This window comes from Burkholderia sp. ZZQ-2, assembly GCF_050768715.1.
GTDB lineage: Bacteria > Pseudomonadota > Gammaproteobacteria > Burkholderiales > Burkholderiaceae > Burkholderia > Burkholderia cepacia.
This window is the reverse complement of the sequence record NZ_LDVA01000270.1, coordinates 1-19,704: the sequence shown is the minus strand read 5'-3', so window position 1 is coordinate 19,704 and position 19,704 is coordinate 1. Positions and strand designations below refer to the sequence as shown.

The 19,704-nt window shown below is 69.4% G+C and carries 16 protein-coding genes; 13 read left to right on the top strand and 3 right to left on the bottom strand.

All coding sequences use genetic code 11. The features are described from left to right. The first annotated feature begins 226 nt into the window (after window positions 1-226). Entirely contained in the window at window positions 227-1,705 is a 1,479-nt protein-coding gene (locus tag ABY44_RS20940) for a cryptochrome/photolyase family protein (protein ID WP_059693043.1), read from the top strand. A gap of 135 nt (window positions 1,706-1,840) precedes the next feature. Here the strand turns inward: ABY44_RS20940 and ABY44_RS20935 are convergent, their stop codons facing one another. Together ABY44_RS20935 and ABY44_RS20930 are read right to left on the bottom strand one after the other, a co-directional pair. Next, complete coding sequence (locus ABY44_RS20935) at window positions 1,841-3,073, bottom strand: MFS transporter (RefSeq protein ID WP_027786929.1); 1,233 nt, start codon at window positions 3,071-3,073, stop codon at window positions 1,841-1,843. Window positions 3,074-3,259: 186 nt separating this feature from the next. Further along, the gene (locus tag ABY44_RS20930) at window positions 3,260-4,201 is read right to left on the bottom strand and encodes a LysR substrate-binding domain-containing protein (protein WP_060172986.1); all 942 of its coding nucleotides are present in this window, start codon (window positions 4,199-4,201) and stop codon (window positions 3,260-3,262) included. Between the two features lie 300 nt (window positions 4,202-4,501). Between ABY44_RS20930 and ABY44_RS20925 the strand changes: the two genes are divergently transcribed. Together ABY44_RS20925 and ABY44_RS20920 are read left to right on the top strand one after the other, a co-directional pair. Then, window positions 4,502-5,542, top strand: coding sequence for an alpha/beta hydrolase family protein (locus ABY44_RS20925; RefSeq protein ID WP_060172985.1), 1,041 nt, complete (start codon window positions 4,502-4,504; stop codon window positions 5,540-5,542). A gap of 183 nt (window positions 5,543-5,725) precedes the next feature. Next, window positions 5,726-6,481 carry a 4'-phosphopantetheinyl transferase family protein gene (locus ABY44_RS20920; protein ID WP_431641781.1) on the top strand — a complete coding sequence of 252 codons (756 nt, stop codon included), beginning with the start codon at window positions 5,726-5,728 and terminating at the stop codon, window positions 6,479-6,481. A gap of 21 nt (window positions 6,482-6,502) precedes the next feature. Here ABY44_RS20920 and ABY44_RS20915 read toward each other — a convergent pair whose 3' ends face one another. Further along, the gene (locus tag ABY44_RS20915; protein WP_060172983.1) at window positions 6,503-7,435 is read right to left on the bottom strand and encodes a glutamate/aspartate ABC transporter substrate-binding protein; all 933 of its coding nucleotides are present in this window, start codon (window positions 7,433-7,435) and stop codon (window positions 6,503-6,505) included. A 213-nt stretch (window positions 7,436-7,648) separates the two neighbouring features. On the opposite strand from ABY44_RS20915, the gene hutH reads away from it, so the two are divergent. From hutH to ABY44_RS20865, 10 genes are all read left to right on the top strand, one after another. Then, window positions 7,649-9,172 (top strand): histidine ammonia-lyase, encoded by a 1,524-nt coding sequence (hutH, locus tag ABY44_RS20910; protein WP_027786934.1) that lies wholly within the window; start codon window positions 7,649-7,651, stop codon window positions 9,170-9,172. 4 nt (window positions 9,173-9,176) lie between these two features. Beyond that, window positions 9,177-9,872 (top strand): histidine utilization repressor, encoded by a 696-nt coding sequence (hutC, locus tag ABY44_RS20905; RefSeq protein WP_027786935.1) that lies wholly within the window; start codon window positions 9,177-9,179, stop codon window positions 9,870-9,872. A 38-nt stretch (window positions 9,873-9,910) separates the two neighbouring features. After that, a complete protein-coding gene (gene hutU / locus ABY44_RS20900) occupies window positions 9,911-11,599 on the top strand; it encodes a urocanate hydratase (protein WP_060172982.1) in 1,689 nt (562 codons plus the stop codon). A gap of 2 nt (window positions 11,600-11,601) precedes the next feature. After that, window positions 11,602-12,252 (top strand): HutD/Ves family protein, encoded by a 651-nt coding sequence (locus tag ABY44_RS20895; protein WP_060172981.1) that lies wholly within the window; start codon window positions 11,602-11,604, stop codon window positions 12,250-12,252. Between the two features lie 4 nt (window positions 12,253-12,256). Further along, window positions 12,257-13,480 carry an imidazolonepropionase gene (gene hutI, locus ABY44_RS20890; RefSeq protein ID WP_060172980.1) on the top strand — a complete coding sequence of 408 codons (1,224 nt, stop codon included), beginning with the start codon at window positions 12,257-12,259 and terminating at the stop codon, window positions 13,478-13,480. Between the two features lie 8 nt (window positions 13,481-13,488). Beyond that, a complete protein-coding gene (locus ABY44_RS20885) occupies window positions 13,489-14,865 on the top strand; it encodes a formimidoylglutamate deiminase (RefSeq protein ID WP_060172979.1) in 1,377 nt (458 codons plus the stop codon). A gap of 60 nt (window positions 14,866-14,925) precedes the next feature. Beyond that, complete coding sequence (hutG, locus tag ABY44_RS20880) at window positions 14,926-15,723, top strand: N-formylglutamate deformylase (RefSeq protein ID WP_060172978.1); 798 nt, start codon at window positions 14,926-14,928, stop codon at window positions 15,721-15,723. Window positions 15,724-16,481: 758 nt separating this feature from the next. Next, the gene (locus ABY44_RS20875) at window positions 16,482-17,288 is read left to right on the top strand and encodes a gamma-glutamyl-gamma-aminobutyrate hydrolase family protein (protein WP_060172977.1); all 807 of its coding nucleotides are present in this window, start codon (window positions 16,482-16,484) and stop codon (window positions 17,286-17,288) included. Window positions 17,289-17,300: 12 nt separating this feature from the next. Then, window positions 17,301-18,638 carry a glutamine synthetase family protein gene (locus ABY44_RS20870; protein ID WP_027786942.1) on the top strand — a complete coding sequence of 446 codons (1,338 nt, stop codon included), beginning with the start codon at window positions 17,301-17,303 and terminating at the stop codon, window positions 18,636-18,638. 28 nt (window positions 18,639-18,666) lie between these two features. Then, window positions 18,667-19,704 (top strand): aminotransferase (locus tag ABY44_RS20865; RefSeq protein ID WP_431641774.1); only part of this gene is annotated, 1,038 nt, incomplete at its 3' end.

The following is a 19,704-nucleotide window of genomic DNA, read 5'->3' as shown; positions in this document are numbered from 1 at the left end:
GGTGCCGGTAGCGGCCGGCACGTGCCGCGCGGCGTACCCGACATCGAGCGTAGGCCGGCGCATGCGGCGAAGAATCGTCGGAATGGACTAAGGCGTTTCACCGGGGGCGGCAGGGGGGGCGCGACGGCCGTGACCGTCGTCGATCCGCCGGCGCGCCGAACGTCGACACCGCGCGGCGCAGCCGCGACAATACGCGTCTCTTCCTGCTTTCGTCATCGAGGTGCCCGTGCCCGCCAAGTCGTCCGTTGCTCCCGCGATCGTCTGGTTCCGCGACGATCTGCGCGTGACCGACCAGCCCGCGCTGACGCGCGCGGTGGCGTCGGGCCGGCCGCTCGTATGCGTATTCGTCGACGATACGGGCGCCGGCGCCGGGCGCGCGCCCGGCGGCGCGGCGCGCTGGTGGCTGCACGGGTCGCTGGCCGGCCTCGACGCGGCGCTTGCGCGTCATGGCGGACGCCTGCTGCTGTTGCGCGGCGACGCGCCGCGCGAGATCGAACGCGTCGTGCACGACACGGGTGCGCAAGCGGTGTACTGGAACCGTCGTTACGCGCAACCGCAGCGCGACGCCGACGCGGCGCTGAAGGCGTCGCTCAAGGCGCGCGGCGTCACGGTCGAGAGCAGCAACGGCAGCCTGTTGAACGAGCCGTGGGAGGTGCTGACGGGCAGCGGCGGGCCGTACCAGGTGTTCACCGCGTACTGGCGCGCGGCACGCCGCGATCGCGCGGTGGCCGCGCCGCTGCCCGAGCCCGAACGGATCGGGTTTCATCGCTGGCCGAAGGCCGTGAGCGACCGCGCACTGGCGCTCGATGCGCTGGCGTTGCGTCCGCCGGCGCCGGATTGGGCCGGCGGCCTGCGCGACGCGTGGCCCGCGCCCGACGAAGGCGGCGCGCACGCGCAGCTCGACGCGTTTCTGACGACCTCGCTCGCCGATTACGCGGATGCGCGCGACCGTCCCGACCGCCCCGCGACGAGCCGGCTGTCGCCGTTCCTGCGCTTCGGCAACGTGTCGCCGCGACAGGTGTGGCACGCGGTGCAGGGCGCCGCGCAGGCCGGCGGCGCGGCATGCGCGGCGGGCGCCGACAAGTTCCTGAGCGAACTCGGCTGGCGCGAATTCAGCTACACGCTGCTGTACCACTTTCCGGCACTCGCGACCGACAACTTCCGTGCGCAGTTCGATGCGATGCCGTGGCGCGACGATCCCGCCGCGCTGCGCGCGTGGCAGCGCGGGCTGACCGGCTATCCGCTCGTCGATGCGGGCCTGCGCGAACTGTGGACGACCGGCTGGATGCACAACCGCGTGCGGATGGTCGTCGCGTCGTTCCTGATCAAGCATCTGCTGATCGACTGGCGCGCGGGCGAAACGTGGTTCTGGGACACGCTGGTCGACGCCGATCCCGCGAACAACGCGGCGAGCTGGCAGTGGGTGGCCGGCTGCGGTGCCGACGCCGCGCCGTATTTCCGCATCTTCAATCCGGTCGCGCAGGGGCGGAAGTTTGACCCGGACGGTGCGTACGTGCGGCGCTGGGTGCCCGAGCTGACCGGCCTCGACGCCGCATCGATCCACGCGCCGTGGGAGGCCTCGCCGCTGGAACTCGAAGCAGCAGGCGTGCGGCTCGGCGTCGACTATCCGGAGCCGCTCGTCGAGCATGCGGCCGCGCGTGCCCGCGCGCTCGATGCGCTGGCCGCATTGCCGAAGCGCCGCTGACCGCCCGCTCCGGGTTGCCGCGTCAATTGCAGAACGCGGCGTGTTCGAGCAGCGCGTACGCGACGCCCGAATCGAAGTAGGCCGCGCCGCACCACGCGACGAACGCGAGCGTGCCGGCGGCCAGTGCCGCGCGGATCATGCCCACGCCGCGTTGCCCGCTGCCGGACGCGCGACGCGCGCGTCGTTGATCGGCAGGTGCAGCAGCGCCGCGAGTACGCCGAGCGCGATCGAGCCGATCCATAGCGGCATGTACGAATGCGTTGCGTCGTACACGAGCGCACCGAGCCAGACACCGAAGAAGCTGCCGAGCTGGTGACCGAAGAACACGAAGCCGAACAGCGTCGCGATGTACCGCACGCCGAACACCTGCGAGATCACGCCGTTCGTCAGCGGCACGGTGCCGAGCCACGTGAACCCCATGACGGCCGCGAACACGTAGACGCTCGCGGGCGACAGCGGCGCGGCGACGAACACGGCCATCGTGAGCGCACGCACGAGGTACAGCACCGACAGCACGTACTTGCGCCGCAGCAGCCCGCCGAGATGGCCGCACGCATAGGTGCCGGCCACGTTGGTCAGCGCGATCAGCGCGAGCGCGACGCTCGCGTGGCGCGCCGGCAGCCCGTGATCCAGCAGGTACGCGGGAAGATGCGTCGCGATGAAGGCGAGCTGGAAGCCGCACGCGAAGAAGCCCGCGTTCAGCAGCCAGAAGCCGCGATGCGCGAACGCCTCGCGCACGGCTTCGCCGATCGACTGGTCGGGGCCGGCGGCGGCGCCGGCAACCTGCGCGGGCCGGTCGCGCAGCAGCACGGCGAGCGGCGCGAGCACCACCGCGACGAGCGCCAGTGCGATGAACGCATGCCGCCAGCCGATGCCGCCGATCAGTTCCTGCGCGACGGGCACCATGCAGAACTGGCCGAGCCCGCCGATCGCGCCTGCGACGCCGAGCGCCCAGCCGCGCCGGTCGGGCGGAAACAGGCGGCTCAGCGCGCCGTAGATCGATGCGAACGCCGAGCCCGACAACGCGATGCCGATCACGAGCCCGGCACCGACAGTGAACATGCCGGTCGTCGCCGCATGCGCCATCGTGACGAGCCCGGCCGCATAGAGCAGCATCCCGGCGACGATCACGCGCAGCGACCCGAAACGATCGGCGATCATGCCCGTGAACGGCTGCGCGACGCCCCAGATCAGGTTCTGCAGCGCCAGCGCGAGCCCGAACGCTTCGCGCGACCAGCCGTGATCGAGCGACACCGGCGCGAGGAACAGGCCCTGCACGTGGCGGATGCCGAGCGCGGCGCCCATGATCAGGCCGCCGGCCAGTACGGGCAGCCAGCGGCGGCGGACTTCCTGCTCGATCGGGGTCATGCGTGTCTCCGGAATGGGGGCGCGGCAAAACGGCCGCGCTCGATCCGATTAGACGATCGGCCCCATCGACGCTCAAGCGATCATTCGGTCAGGTTGGCATGCGTGCGGGGAATGCGACGAAGGGCGCGCGGGATCCGGCGGGCGTGCCCGGCCGCGGCCGGCGGCATTCGCGGAACCGGCTCCGGCCTATGCCGACGCCGTATCGTGCGCACGCATTGCGGTATCGCATTCGGCTGCTTCGGCGAGCATCCAGTCGCGGACTTCGGCGACTTCGCGGCGTGGTGCCGGATCGTGCTGGAACAGCCAGTAGCCGTACGCCTCCGACAGCGCCTGCGTGTGCGGCCCGAGCACCGCGAGCCGCCCGTCCGCGAGCATCGGCGCGACGAGCGCGAGCCGCCCGAGCGCGACGCCCTGGCCCGCGATCGCGGCCTGGATCACCTGGTCGTACTGGTTGAAGCGCAGCACGCCTTTCGGGCGCGCGTCGCCGAGCCCGGCCGCGAGCAGGTGCGTGCGCCATTGCAGTTGCGGCTGCGGCGGTCCGTCGAATTCGAGCAGGACGTGGTCGGCGATCGCGGCCGCGTTCGTGACGGGCCGCGCGGCGAGCGCGGGATGGGCGACCGGCACGACGATCTCGTCGAACAGGTGCAGCGCGCCGGCCGGCGCGCGGTCGCGCGGGCAATAGCGGACGCCGAGGTCGATGCCTTCGGCGCGCAAATCGAGTACCTTGTCGTTCGCGGCGACGCGCAGGTCGATCTCCGGCAGGCGCGCCTGCAGCCGCCCGAGCCGCGGCAGCAACCACAGCGCGGTGACGCCGATGCTCGCGGTGATCGTGACGGGCTGGCGCTCGCGTGCGGCGGCGAGCGACGCGACGGTGTCCTGCAGGCCGTGCAGGGCCGCATCGGCGACGCGAAACAGCCGCTCGCCTTCCGGCGTGAACGCGATCTTCCGGTAGCCGCGCTGCAGCAGCGCGACGCCGAGATGCGCTTCGAGCGCGTGCACCTGGCGGCTGACCGCCGATTGCGTGACGCACAGATCCTGCGCGGCGAGCGTGATGCTCATGCGGCGGCCGACGGCGACGAAACCGCGGACGAGGTCGAGCGACGGGAGACGGACGAGTGGCGTTGACATGCGCGTGACTCATGCGAACGGAGCAGCAAGATTGGTTGAGAACGCGGGGCGCGTCAAGTTCAATGGAGGCTGGCGCGGGGAGCGCGGGGCTGACCGCGAAGCATGGGGTTCGGGTAAGGGCTGAGGCGCCAACTCGGACCGACCGCGAAGCATGGGGCCCGAGTATGCGCTGAAGGGCCAACTCGGACCGACCGCGAAGCATGGGGCCCGAGTAAGCGCTGAAGGGCCAACTCGGACCGACCGCGAAGCATGGGGTCCGAGTAAGCGCTAAAGCGCTAACTCGGACCGACAGGAGACTCGATGACGATTTCGAACGAAAGCAGCGGGACGACGCAGGGCAGCCGTGCGGCAGGCGCATTGCCGCCCGAGCCCGTGACGCTGCGCGCGGCCGACGGCTACGAATTGCGCGGCCATGTATGGCGCCATCGCGGCGGCAGTGCCGCGCGGCCCGTGACGGTCATCAATTGCGCGACATCGGTGCGTTGCGACTACTACTTTCGTTTCGCGGCCTGGTTGTTTTCACAGGGGCGCGACGTGCTCGTCTACGACTATCGCGGCATCGGCGGGTCGCGCCCGGCGCAGCTCGCGAAGCTGCGCGCGAACTGGCTCGACTGGGGGCGGCTCGATTGCGACGCCGCGCTGCGGTACGCGCACGACGCGTTTCCGGGCCAGCCGATCGACGTGGTCGCGCACAGCATCGGCGGGTTCGCGCTCGGGCTCGCGGCATCGAACGCACACGTGCGGCACGCGGTGACGGTCGGCGCGCAGTACGCGTACTGGCGCGATTATCTGCCGGCCGAACGGCGGCGCATGTGGTGGAAGTGGCATGTCGCGATGCCGCTGCTCGCGGCCGTGTTCGGCTACGTGCCCGCGAAGCGGCTCGGCTGGATGGAGGACACGCCGCGCGGCGTCGCGTTGTCGTGGGTGCGCTCGCAGGCGCGCTTCGAGGATGGTTATACGCGCGGCCTGCTCGCCGAACCCGCCGCAAGCCGCGCCGCGTTGCCCATCCGCTTCGCGGGACTGTCGGCGCCGATGCTCGCGATCGGCCTCGACGACGACGGGTTCGGCACGGTCGAGGCGATCGAGCGGCTGGTCGGCTACTACACGGGCAGCGACGTCACGCATCTGCGGATCGCGCCGGCCGATATCGGCGTCGAGGCGATCGGCCATTTCGCGTTTTTCCACAGCCGTTTCACCGACACGCTGTGGCCGCTCGCGTTGTACTGGCTGCAGCACGGCGTGCTGCCGGCCGATGCGCCGGGCCACGTGCATGCGCTTCACCCGGCGTCGCGCGGGCGAGGGGCGGGCAGCGGCGTGCCGGGTGTCGCCGCGAACGGGTGAGGCGTGGCGGCTGCACGATGCGTCGCGGGCATGGCGTGCTGCCGTGTGCGGCCTTCGCATGCGGCACATGAAGCCGCCCCGATTCGATGCGGCCGCGGCGAGTCGCACACAAGCCGGTTCGTGCGCCGGCGCGATCGATTAACATCGGGCGTTTCCTTTCACGGCACAGGCTGCTACGCACCGATGTCTATTCCGTCCGATTCCGCTTCTCCGGCCGATACCGCCCGCGCATGGCGCGTGCACGCGCTCGATGTGCCGCCCGCCGCGGCCCGCGCGGGTGTGCGGGCCGTGCGTATCGATTTCGACTGGAGCGTGCCGCTCGCGTCGCCGGCCTATGCGGCGCTGAGCGATGACGAGCGCGCGCGCGCCGCGCGCTTCATGCGTCACGAGGATGCGGTACGCAGCGCCGCGACGCGTGCCGCGCTGCGCGACGTGCTCGGCGCGGCCCTCGGTGTCGCGCCGCATGCGGTCGCGATCGTCGTCGACGCATCGGGGCGGCCGTCGCCGGCCCCCGCGCATCGGACGTCACTCGATTTCAACGTGTCGCATGCGGGCGATCACGCATTGCTCGCGTGGGCGCCCGCGGGCCGCGTCGGTGTCGATATCGAGTGCTGCGACCGCGCGGCCGACTGGCGTGCGCTGACGCGCGAAGTCTGCGCGCCCGCCGAGGCTGCGTGGCTCGACAGCGTGCCGCCCGCCGCGCGCGCGGCGGCGTTCATGCGCGTGTGGGCGGCGAAGGAAGCGCTGCTCAAGGCGCTCGGCACCGGCATCGTCGGCGGGTTGCGAGCGTTCGCGGTCGTGCCGCCGCGCGATGTCGCGACCCCTGCGACGACGATCGTCGAGCCGGCCGCGCCCGCCGCCGGCGTCGCGGCGTTCGACGCGGCGTGGCTCGACGCGGCGCCCGACTACGCGGCGTGCATTGCGTGGACGCGTGCGTGAGCCGGCGTCAGCGCGCGGCGCTCATTCGAGCGGCGCGTCGTTCGGTGCCGCGTAGCGCGCCTTGATCACGTCGCTCATCGGGAAGTCGAACGCGAGCCCCTTCGGCGGCACCGGCTTCATGAACCACCTGTCGTACAGCGCATCGATCTCGCCGCGCTTCATCGACTGCACGAGCACGCCGTCGACGAGCGCCTTGAACTGCGGATCGTCCTTGCGCAGCATGAATCCGTAGGCCTCCGACGACTGCGGCGTGCCGACGATCTGCCAGTCGGCCGGCTTCGCGGCGAGCTGGCGCACGCCCGCGAGCAGCACGTCGTCCATCATGTACGCGGCCGCGCGGCCCGATTCGAGCGTGAGGCGTCCTTCGCCGTAGTCCTTCGCGCTGATGATCTGCATGTTCATCTTCCTTTCCTCGTTCATCCTGCGCAGCAGGCGCTCGGACGTCGTGCCCTGGTTCGTCACGACCGTCTTGCCGGCGAGGTCGGGGAAGTCGCGGATGCCCGAGCTCGTGCGCGTGAGCAGGCGCGTCGTCGCGACGAAGAAGGTGGTCGAGAACGCGACCTGCGCGTGACGCGCCGCAAGGTTCGTGGTGACGCCGCATTCGAGATCGACGGTGCCGTTCTGCACGAGCGGGATGCGGTTCTGCGACGTGACGGGGATGAAGCGCACCTGCAGGTCGGGCTTGCCGACGCGCGCCTTCACGGCGGCGATCACGCGGTCGCACAGGTCCTGCGAGAAGCCGATGACCTTGCCGTTCGCGTCGACGTAGGAGAACGGCACCGACGTTTCGCGGTGGCCGATCGAGATCAGGTTGCTTTGCCGGATCTTCTCGAGCGTGCCGGAGAGCGGCTCCGCGGCGAACGAGGCGCCGCATGCGAGTGCGCACGCGGCGAAGAGCAGGGGGCGGCCGAAGCGGGCGATGAACCGGGCGATGAAACGGGGCGGGATGGGCATGACGGGCTCCGTGGCGAGTGGTGATTCGTATGTTGCCAAAAATAAAATAATTGCAACATATGTTAAGCGCCGGATCCCGCCGACCGGTCCGGCGGGCCACACCGGGCATCAGGGAAACTCCCGAGTCGAAATCGGTGAAAAACGGGTTGTCTAGACAAGTTCAGGTGGCTACACTTCAAACCACTCCGAACTTGTCTAGACAGGATTGCTCACATGATTACGTTGACCCCCGGCCACCTGACCCTCCCGCAACTGCGCCAGATCGCACGCGAATCCGTTCAGCTGGCGCTCGATCCGGCCAGCTTCGCGAAGATCGACGCCGGCGCGAAGGCCGTCGCCGACATCGCCGCGAAGGGCGAGCCGGCCTACGGCATCAACACGGGCTTCGGCCGCCTGGCGAGCACGCACATCCCGCACGACCAGCTCGAACTGCTGCAGAAGAACCTCGTGCTGTCGCACGCGGTCGGCGTCGGCGAGCCGATGGCACGTTCGTCGGTGCGCCTGCTGATGGCGCTGAAGCTGTCGAGCCTCGGCCGCGGCCACTCGGGCATCCGCCGCGAAGTGATGGACGCGCTGATCAAGCTGTTCAACGCGGACGTGCTGCCGCTGATCCCGGTGAAGGGCTCGGTCGGCGCATCGGGCGACCTCGCGCCGCTCGCGCACATGTCGGCCGTGCTGCTGGGCGTCGGCGAAGTGTTCATCCGCGGCGAGCGGGCGAGCGCGCTCGACGGCCTGCGCGTCGCGGGTCTCGCGCCGCTGACGCTGCAGGCGAAGGAAGGCCTCGCGCTGCTGAACGGCACGCAGGCTTCCACCGCGCTCGCGCTCGACAACATGTTCGCGATCGAAGACCTGTACCGCACCGCGCTCGTCGCGGGCGCGCTGTCGGTCGACGCGGCCGCCGGCTCGGTGAAGCCGTTCGACGCACGCATTCATGAACTGCGCGGCCATCAAGGCCAGATCGACGCGGCAGCGTCGTATCGCGAGCTGCTCGAAGGCTCGCCGATCAACCAGTCGCACCGCGATTGCGACAAGGTGCAGGACCCGTACAGCCTGCGCTGCCAGCCGCAGGTGATGGGCGCGTGCCTGGACCAGATGCGTCACGCGGCCGACGTGCTGCTGATCGAAGCGAACGCCGTGTCGGACAACCCGCTGATCTTCCCGGATACCGGCGAAGTGCTGTCGGGCGGCAACTTCCATGCCGAGCCCGTCGCGTTCGCGGCCGACAACCTCGCACTGGCCGCATCGGAAATCGGCGCGCTGGCCGAACGCCGCATCGCGCTGCTGATCGACGCGACGCTGTCGGGCCTGCCCCCGTTCCTCGTGCGGGACGGCGGCGTGAACTCGGGCTTCATGATCGCCCACGTGACGGCCGCCGCACTCGCATCGGAAAACAAGACGCTCGCGCACCCGGCGTCGGTCGACTCGCTGCCGACCTCGGCGAACCAGGAAGACCACGTGTCGATGGCGACGTTCGCCGCACGCAAGCTCGCCGACATCGCGGACAACACGAAGCACATCCTCGCGATCGAACTGCTGGCCGCCGCCCAGGGTGTCGACCTGCGCGCGCCGCACCACACGAGCCCGAAGCTCGCGCCCGTGATGGAAACGATCCGCGGCAAGGTCGCGCACTACGAGCTCGACCACTACTTCGCACCGGACATCGCGGTGATCGCGAAGCTGGTCGGCGAGCGTGCGTTCGCGAAGGTCGCGCCGTTCTCGTTCGCGTCGGAACAGTAAGCCCATGAGCGCGCCGGTCTACCAGGAGATCAAGGATTTCATCCTGGCCCGCATCCACGCAGGCGAGTGGGAGGAGGGCGACCAGGTGCCGTCCGAGAACGAGCTGGCGCGCGAGTTCAAGGTGGCGCGCATGACCGTCAACCGCGCGCTGCGCGAGTTGACGGCCGAGCAGGTGCTCACGCGCATGAAGGGCGCGGGCACCTACGTCGCGCGGCCGAAGTACGAGTCGACGCTGGTGGCGATCCGCAGCATCTCGGAGGAGGTCGGCGCGCGCGGGCATGCGTATCGCGCGAGCGTGCTCGGCCTCGACACGATCCGCGCCGACGAGGTGCTCGCCGACGAGATGCAGGTAGCCGTGCGCACGAAGCTGTTTCATTCGCAGGTGCTGCATTTCGAGAACGACGAGCCGGTGCAGCTCGAAGAGCGGTGGGTGAATCCGGCGGTCGCGCCGGATTACGCCGAGCAGGATTTCACGAACACGACGCCGAACCTGTACCTGATGCGCGCGGCTCCGCTGCAGCGCGTCGAGTACCGGATCGAAGCGGCGGCCCCGGCGCCGGAGCGGCGCGAGCAGCTGCGGATGGACGACGTCGAGCCGTGTCTGGTTTTACATCGGCGCACCTGGTCGCAGGGCGTCGTCGCCTCGGTGGCGAATCTGTGGCATCCCGGCAGCCGTTATCGCTTCACCGGGCATTTCTGATTCCTATTTGATATTCATTTCCCTCGGGAGCAGTCGTCATGAACCATCCGAAACACATCGATCCCCGTCTCGATCCGACGCGCACGATCCGCGCGCCGCGCGGCAGCGAGAAAGTCTGCAAGACCTGGCTGGCCGAAGCGGCCTACCGGATGATCCAGAACAACCTCGACCCGGAAGTCGCCGAGCATCCGCACGCGCTCGTCGTGTACGGCGGCATCGGCCGTGCGGCGCGCAACTGGGAATGCTACGACCAGATCCTCGCGTCGCTGAAGGATCTCGAGGAAAACGAAACGCTGCTGATCCAGTCGGGCAAGCCGGTCGGTGTGTTCCGCACGCACAAGGATGCGCCGCGCGTGCTGCTGGCCAACTCGAACCTCGTGCCGCACTGGGCGAACTGGGACCACTTCCACGAGCTCGACCGCAAGGGCCTGATGATGTACGGCCAGATGACGGCCGGCAGCTGGATCTACATCGGCAGCCAGGGCATCGTTCAGGGCACCTATGAAACGTTCTTCTCGGTCGCGAACCAGCACTTCAACGGCGATCCGTCGGGCCGCTGGATCCTGACGGGCGGCCTCGGCGGCATGGGCGGCGCGCAGCCGCTGGCCGCGACGATGGCCGGCTTCTCGATGATCGCGGTCGAATGCGACGAGACGCGCATCGACTTCCGCCTGAAGACGCGCTACGTCGACAAGAAGGCGACGACGCTCGACGAGGCGCTCGGCATGATCGAGGAAGCGAAGCGCACCGACAAGCCGGTGTCGGTCGGCCTGCTCGGCAACGCGGCCGACGTGTTCGCGGAACTCGTCACGCGCGGCATCACGCCGGATTGCGTGACCGATCAGACGAGCGCGCACGACCCGATCAACGGCTACCTGCCGCAAGGCTGGACCGTCGCGCAATGGCGCGAAGCGCAGAAGGTCGATCCGCAGAGCATCGTGAAGGTCGCGAAGCAGTCGATGGCCGTCCAGGTGCGCGCGATGCTGGCGCTGCAGGAGCGCGGCGCGGCGACGCTCGACTACGGCAACAACATCCGCCAGATGGCGCTGGAAATGGGTGTCGAGAACGCGTTCGACTTCCCGGGCTTCGTGCCGGCCTATATCCGCCCGCTGTTCTGCGAAGGCAAGGGCCCGTTCCGCTGGGTCGCGCTGTCGGGCGATCCGGAAGACATCTACAAGACCGACCAGAAGGTGAAGGAGCTGATCCCCGACGATCCGCACCTGCACAACTGGCTCGACATGGCGCGTGAGCGCATCGCGTTCCAGGGCCTGCCGGCGCGGATCTGCTGGGTCGGCGTGAAGGATCGTTATCGCCTCGGCCAGGCGTTCAACGAGATGGTCAAGAACGGCGAACTGAAGGCCCCGATCGTGATCGGCCGCGACCACCTCGACACCGGTTCGGTCGCGAGCCCGAACCGCGAGACGGAATCGATGAAGGACGGTTCGGACGCCGTGAGCGACTGGCCGCTGCTGAACGCGCTGCTGAACACCGCGGGCGGCGCATCGTGGGTGTCGCTGCACCATGGCGGCGGCGTCGGCATGGGCTTCTCGCAGCACTCGGGCGTCGTGATCGTCGCCGACGGTACCGCCGAAGCGCACGAGCGTCTCGGCCGCGTGCTGCTGAACGACCCGGCGACGGGCGTGATGCGCCATGCGGATGCCGGCTACGAACTCGCGCAGCAGACGGCCCGCGAAGCCGGCCTGAAGCTGCCGATGCTCGGCCGCTGAGCATGACGGCGCTCCACCAGGCGCCGGCGAACGCGACGCTGGCCGCCGCGGTGATCCGCGCAGCGGACCTCGTCGCGTCGCCATGGAAGAACGGCGGCGGCGTGACGCGCGAAATCGCGGCGTTTTCCCCCACGGGGACTTCCTTCGGGGCGCCGCCGGGCGCCGCGCTCGACGCGTTCGCGTGGCGCGTGAGCGTCGCGGACGTCGGCACGGACGGCCCGTTCTCGCGTTTCGACGGCGTCGACCGCACGCTCGTGCTGCTGTCCGGCGCGGGCATGACGCTCGCCGAGGAAGGCGGCGCACGCCACGTGCTCGACGCACCGCTGGCCCGCGCGGATTTCGCGGGCGAGGCGGCGATCGACGCGACGCTGCACGACGGCGCGACGCGCGACTTCAACCTGATGACGCGCCGTTCGGCCGCGCGCGGCACGCTCGACGTGTGGCGCGCAGGCGCGCACCGCATCGGGCACGCCGATACCGTGCTGTTGTTTTGCGCGGCCGGCGAGGTCGCCGTTGAAATCGACGGCACGCGCTACACACTGGAAGAAATGGACACGTTGCGGCTCGACGGGCCGCGGCGTGCGTTTGACGTCGTCGTGAGCGGTAGCGGCGCGTTGCTCGCCGTGTCGCTCGCCATCGGCGAACGAGACTGAACGCATGAAACCGACTGTCTGGCATCACCTGAGGCTGTGTCCGCACGGCCATCCTGACGAGACGATCGACGACGCGGCGATCGCCGTCGACGAAACCGGCACGATCGCCTGGCTCGGCGCGATGTCCGCGCTGCCGCATGGTTATGCCCACTGGCGGCGCGAGGATCTGCACGGCGCGTGGGTGACGCCGGGCCTCGTCGACTGCCATACGCACCTCGTGTACGGCGGCACACGTGCCGACGAATTCGCGCAGCGCCTCGCGGGCGTCAGCTACGAGGAGATCGCGCGGCGGGGCGGCGGGATCGTGTCGACGGTGCGCGCGACGCGCGCGGCCGACGAGACGACGCTGTTCGTGCAGGCCGCCGCGCGGCTGCAGCCGCTGCTGGCCGAAGGCGTGACCGCGATCGAGATCAAGTCGGGCTACGGGCTCGACCTCGCGAGCGAACGCAAGATGCTGCGTGTCGCGCGCCAGCTCGGCGAGCGCTTCCCGGTCACGGTCTACACGACGTTCCTCGGCGCGCATGCGCTGCCGCCGGAATATGCGGGCCGCGCGGACGAATACATCGACGAAGTGTGCGACCGGATGCTGCCGGCGCTGGCCGACGAGGGGCTCGTCGACGCGGTCGACGTGTTCTGCGAACGCATCGGCTTTTCGCTCGCCCAGACCGAGCGCGTGTTCGAAGCCGCGACGCGGCGCGGGCTGCCCGTGAAGCTGCATGCGGAGCAATTGTCGAACGCGGGCGGCACGGCGCTCGCCGCCCGCTATCGGGCACTGTCCGCCGACCACCTCGAATTCCTCGACGAGGCCGGCATCGAGGCGATGAAGGCGGCCGGCACGGTCGCCGTGCTGTTGCCCGGCGCGTACTACTTCATCCGCGAGACGCAACTGCCGCCGATCGAGCTGCTGCGCAAGCACGGCGTGCCGATCGCGCTCGCGACCGATCACAACCCCGGCACGTCGCCGCTCGAATCGCTGCTGCTGACGTTGAACATGGGCTGCACGCTGTTCCGCATGACGGTGCCCGAAGTGCTGCAGGGCGTGACGCGCCACGCGGCCGCGGCGCTCGGCCGCGCGGATCGCCACGGTGCGCTCGAGGTCGGTCGCCAGGCCGACTTCGCCGCATGGTCGGTCGGCTCGCTGGCGGAGCTCGCCTACTGGATCGGCCGGCCGCTGTGCGAGCAGGTCGTACGCGGCGGCACGACCGTGTTTCGCCGGATGAATGGATAGATAGCCTTATGACCGACACCCTGTTGTTTGCAGACCATGCGTACCTGCCCGACGGCTGGCGCCGTAACGTGCTGCTGCGCTGGGACGCGGCCGGCACGCTGACCGGCGTGACGCCCGACACCGACGCCCCGGCAGGCGTCGCGCGTGCGGCCGGGCCGGTGCTGCCCGGCATGCCGAACCTGCATTCGCACGCGTTCCAGCGCGCGATGGCGGGGCTCACCGAATACCGCGCGAATCCGGCCGACAGCTTCTGGAGCTGGCGCGACCTGATGTACCGCTTCGCGCTGAAGATCACGCCCGACGCGCTCGCCGCGATCGCACGCTGGCTGTACGTCGAGATGCTCAAGTGCGGCTATACGTCGGTGTGCGAATTCCACTACGTGCATCACGCGCAGGACGGCTCGCGTTATCCGCAGATCGCGGAACTCGGCACGCGCGTGGTCGACGCCGCGCGCTCGGCCGGCATTGGCATCACGATGCTGCCCGTGTCGTACCAGTTCGCCGGCTTCGGCAACAAGCCGCCGCGCGACGACCAGCGCCGCTTCATCAATACGCCCGACGGCCTGCTCGAGCTGCTCGACGCGATGCGTCGCGCGGCGCCGGAGCACGGCGGGCTGCGCTACGGCGTCGCGCCGCACTCGCTGCGCGCGGTGTCCGAGAACGGGTTGCGCGTGCTGCTCGACGGGCTGCCCGACGACGCGCCCGTGCATATCCATATCGCCGAGCAGACGGCCGAAGTCGACGACTGCGTGCGTGCCTACGGTGCGCGCCCCGTGCAATGGCTGCTCGATCGCTTCGATGTCGACGCACGCTGGTGTCTCGTGCACGCGACGCACGTCGACGCGGCTGAAACGGCCGCGCTCGCGCAGCGTCGCGCGGTCGCCGGCCTGTGCCTGACGACCGAGGCGAACCTCGGCGACGGCGTGTTCCCGGCCGTCGACTATCTCGCGCAAGGCGGCGTGATCGGCGTCGGCTCGGACAGCCACGCGTCGGTCGACTGGCGTGCCGAGCTGCGCCTGCTCGAATACGGGCAACGGCTCGTGCACCGCGCGCGCAACGTGCTGGCGAGCGACACGCAGGCGCATGTCGCCGATCGCCTGTTCGACGCGTCGCTCACGGGCGGCGCGCAGGCCAGCGGGCGGCGCGTCGGCGCGCTGCGCGAAGGGTGCCGCGCCGACTGGCTCGTGCTCGATCCCGATCATCCGGCGATCGCCGAACACGACAGCACGTCGTGGTTGTCGGGTATCGTGTTCGCGGAGCACGGCGAGACGCCGGTGCTCGACGTCTACACGGGCGGCGAGCGCGTCGTGAGCGGCCGCCGCCATCGCGACGAAGCCGTCGCGTATGCCGACTACCGCGCCGCGCTGGCGCAACTGCTGCGCTGACGCGCGGCAACCGGCGCGCGCCGCCTGCGTGCGCCGGCAGACTTTCAACGGTGATGCGACATGACTGAACAACCGGCTGTATTCACGCTGAAGCAGGGCACGCTGCCGCTGCTGATCTCGATTCCGCACGCAGGCACGTACATCCCCGACGACATCGCCGCGACGATGACGGCCGACGCGCGTTTCGTCGACGATTGCGACTGGCATCTCGAACGGCTGTACGGCTTCGCGGCCGGCCTCGGCGCATCGATCCTCGTCCCGTCGCATGCGCGCTACGTCGTCGACCTGAACCGTCCGCCCGACAACGAGAACCTGTACCCGGGGCAGGACACGACGGGGCTCGTGCCGGTCGATACGTTCGACAAGGCGCCGCTGTATCCGGCGAACGCGCTGCCCGGCAACGACGAGATCATGCGTCGCCGCGATCGCTACTGGCTGCCGTATCACGACGCGCTGCAACGCGAGGTCGCACGCCTGAAGCGCGAGCACGGCCGCGTGCTCGTGTGGGAAGCGCATTCGATCCGCTCGCACGTGCCGCGCTTCTTCGACGGCCGCCTGCCGGACTTCAACTTCGGCACGTCGAGCGGTGCAAGTGCCGCGCCGGGCCTGGCGGAGGCGCTCGCCGCGCGCGTGCTCGAACATGGCGGCTATACGGCTGTCGCGAACGGGCGCTTCAAGGGCGGCTACATCACGCGCCACTACGGCGTGCCCGAAACGGGCGTCGAGGCCGTGCAGCTCGAGCTCTCGCAGATCACCTACATGGAAGAGACGCGCCCCTACGCGTACGACGAAACGCGTGCGGCGCGGATTGTGCCGCTATTGCAGACGCTCGTCGAAACCGCGCTCGCGCATCGCTGAACCCGGGCCGCGCGGATGCGGCAGCGCGGCGGAGCCGGTGCGTGACGGCCCGCCGGCACGCAGCGTGCCGCACCGATGCAATGCACAACACGGCATCGATCCACGAGATCGGTGCCGTTTTTTTTCGTCCGGGTTTCGTCTGATCGATGTCGTCATCCGCACCTGAAAATTTGACGCAATTTTTGGGTGATATAAGCTGAATGTCAGGAAGTCGTCACGCGCGCACCGGCGGCGGGCCATCGATCGTGGCCGCACCGCACCGGAATGCGCGGCGAGACACCTTGCCGACGTGTCGCCGCGCGGCATTGCCGCATGCGCTTCATCGCGACACGTGTCCTGCATTCATCCGTCAGTCGAGTACGATCGTGAAAGCCGCCAGCCCTTCGATACGCCGGACGCGAAGTCCGTCGGCGGGCGCGCCGCCTCAGGCCGGGCCGATCCGGCATGCTGATCGCGGCACGCGTGCCGCCTCTTTGCGCGAACCTCGTTTCTTCGCCATTTCCCGTCGCGGCCTGCGCCGCTTCAACCTCGTGGCTGCCCGCGTGTTCAGCGCGGTGCAGTGCGACGGCAGCGCATCGTTGTTGCCCTAGCGTCCCTTTCCACGTCCGTTCCGGGCCGCACCGCCTGTTGCCGCATCGTCCGCGCGGCGCGATCGCGTTTGGGCATGCGGCGCATCGTGGTGCGCGCGGGCGGTGCCGGCGCGAACCTTCATCGTCCCGCGTGCGAACGTGTCGCGCGCGATTGCCGGAGAGACACCCATGCGTGCGCGACCGATCGTAGCCGTGACCGCCGACCGCATCCTGCGCGGTGCGCATCCGAACCACACGGCGGGGGAGAAGTACCTGGCCGCGCTCGTCGACGGCGCGGGCGTGCTTGCCTTCGTGCTGCCCGCGCTCGGCGCGCGCCAGCCGGCCGATGCGATCGTCGAGGCGGTCGACGGGTTGCTGTTGACCGGCAGTTATTCGAACGTCGAGCCGCATCATTACGGCGGTGCCGCGAGCGCGCCCGACACGCTGCACGATCCCGCGCGCGATGCGACCGCGCTGCCGCTGATCCGCGCGGCGATCGACGCGGGCGTGCCCGTACTCGCGATCTGTCGCGGCATGCAGGAGCTGAACGTTGCCTACGGCGGCACGCTGCATCAGCGGCTGCACGCGACGACCGGCTTCGACGATCACCGCGAGCGGCCGGCCGATCCGCTCGAACGGCAGTACGGCCCCGCGCACGTCGTGCAGTTCGCGCCGGGCGGCCCGCTGCAGCGGATCGCGCACGGCGCACCTGAAGCGACGGTCAATTCGCTGCACGACCAGGGCATCGCGCAGCTCGGCGCGGGGCTCGTCGTCGAAGCCAGCGCGCCCGACGGGCTGGTCGAGGCCGTCAGCGTGCGCGGCGCGCGTGCGTTCGCGCTCGGCGTGCAGTGGCATCCCGAATGGCGCTACGCGGAACAGCCGCTGTCGCGCGACATCTTCGCGGCATTCGGCGCGGCGTGCCGCGCGCGCATGACCCATCGCATTCATGCGGCCGGCGGCGCGATGCCGTCGCCGGCCGCATCCGACGTCGACTGACAGAGGCCGATCATGCAACCCGAACTGAGCGAATTCCTGCGACAGCACCGCATCACCGAGGTCGAGGCGATCATTCCCGACATGGCCGGCATCGCGCGCGGCAAGATCATTCCGCGCAACAAGTTCGAATCCGGCGAATCGATGCGCTTGCCGCAGGCCGTGATGGTGCAGACCGTCACCGGCGACTATCCGGAGGACGGCACGCTGACCGGCGTGACCGATCCCGACATGGTGTGCGTGCCCGATCCGTCGACGATCTGCCTGATTCCGTGGGCCGTCGATCCGACCGCGCAGGTGATCCACGATTGCGTGCACTTCGACGGCTCGCCGGTCGAGATCTCGCCGCGCTACGTGCTGCGCCGTGTGCTCGACCTGTACAAGGCGAAAGGCTGGCAGCCGGTCGTTGCGCCCGAGCTCGAGTTCTATCTGGTCGACATGAACGCCGATCCGGACCTGCCGCTGCGTCCGCCGGTCGGCCGCACCGGGCGTGCCGAAACCGGCCGGCAGTCGTATTCGATCGAGGCCGTCAACGAGTTCGATTCACTGTTCGAGGACATCTACGAATACTGCGAGATGCAGGGGCTCGATATCGAGACGCTGATCCATGAAGTCGGCGCCGCGCAGATGGAGATCAACTTCGTGCACGGCGATGCGCTGTCGCTGGCCGACCAGGTGTTCCTGTTCAAGCGCACGGTGCGCGAGGCCGCGTTGCGCCACAACATGTACGCGACCTTCATGGCGAAGCCGATGCAGGACGAGCCGGGCTCGGCGATGCACATCCACCAGAGCCTGGCCGACGCGCGCACGGGGCGCAACCTGTTCTCGGGCGAAGACGGCGCCGTGTCGCCGATGTTCCACAGCTATCTCGCGGGGCTGCAGAAGTACACGCCGGCGCTGATGCCGATCTTCGCGCCGTACATCAACTCGTATCGCCGCCTGTCGCGCTTCATGGCCGCGCCGATCAACGTGCAGTGGGGCTACGACAACCGCACGGTCGGCTTCCGCATCCCGCAGTCGGGCGCATCGGCGCGCCGCATCGAGAACCGGATTCCGGGTGTCGACTGCAACCCGTACCTCGCGTTCGCGGCGACGCTCGCCGCCGGCTATCTCGGTTTGTCGCAGCAGCTCGCGCCGACCGAGCCGATCGCGTCGGACGGCTACAACCTGCCGTACCAGCTGCCGCGCAATCTCGAGGAGGGGATCTCGCTGATGGCGGCGTGCACGCCGCTGGCCGGCATTCTCGGCGACAAGTTCGTGAAGGCCTACCTGGCGCTGAAGGACACCGAATACGAAGCGTTTTTCCGCGTGATCAGCTCGTGGGAGCGCAGGCATCTGCTGCTGCACGTCTGAGCGTACGGCAGCGTTATCCGGAGGAAACATGACCGATCGAAACGAAGCCTTCTCACCGCATTCGACCGCCGAATACCGCGCGCTCGACGCCGCGCACCACATCCACCCGTTCTCGGACATGGGCGCGCTGAACCGCGCGGGCAGCCGCGTGATCGTGAAGGCCGACGGCGTCTACCTGTGGGACTCGGACGGCAACAAGGTCATCGACGGGATGGCCGGCCTCTGGTGCGTGAACGTCGGCTACGGCCGCAAGGAACTCGCCGACGCCGCGTATCGCCAGATCCAGGAACTGCCGTTCTACAACACCTTCTTCAAGACCACGCACCCGCCGGTGATCGAACTCTCCGCGATGCTCGCGGAAGTCACGCCGAAGGGCTTCAACCACTTCTTCTATTGCAACAGCGGCTCGGAAGGCAACGATACCGTGCTGCGTCTCGTGCACCAGTACTGGCGCGTGCAGGGCCAGCCGCAGAAGAAGGTCGTGATCTCGCGCAAGAACGGCTACCACGGCTCGACGATCGCGGGCGGCACGCTCGGCGGGATGGGCTACATGCACGAGCAGATGCCGTCGAAGGTCGAGCACATCGTGCACATCGACCAGCCGTATTTCTTCGGCGAGGCGGCGGCCGGCGAAACGCCGGAAGCGTTCGGCCTGGCCCGCGCGCAGCAGCTCGAGGCGAAGATCCTCGAACTCGGCGCGGAAAACGTCGCGGCCTTCATCGGCGAGCCGTTCCAGGGCGCGGGCGGCGTGATCTTCCCGCCGTCGACGTACTGGCCGGAAATCCAGCGGATCTGCCGCAAGTACGACATCCTGCTGGTGGCCGACGAAGTGATCGGCGGCTTCGGGCGCACCGGCGAATGGTTCGCGCACCAGCACTTCGGCTTCGAGCCGGACCTGATCACGATGGCCAAGGGCCTCACGTCGGGCTACGTGCCGATGGGGGCCGTCGGCATTCACGAGCGGGTGGCGCGGCCGATCATCGACAACGGCGAATTCAACCACGGCCTCACGTACTCGGGCCACCCGGTGGCGGCAGCCGTCGCGGTCGCGAACCTGAAGCTGCTG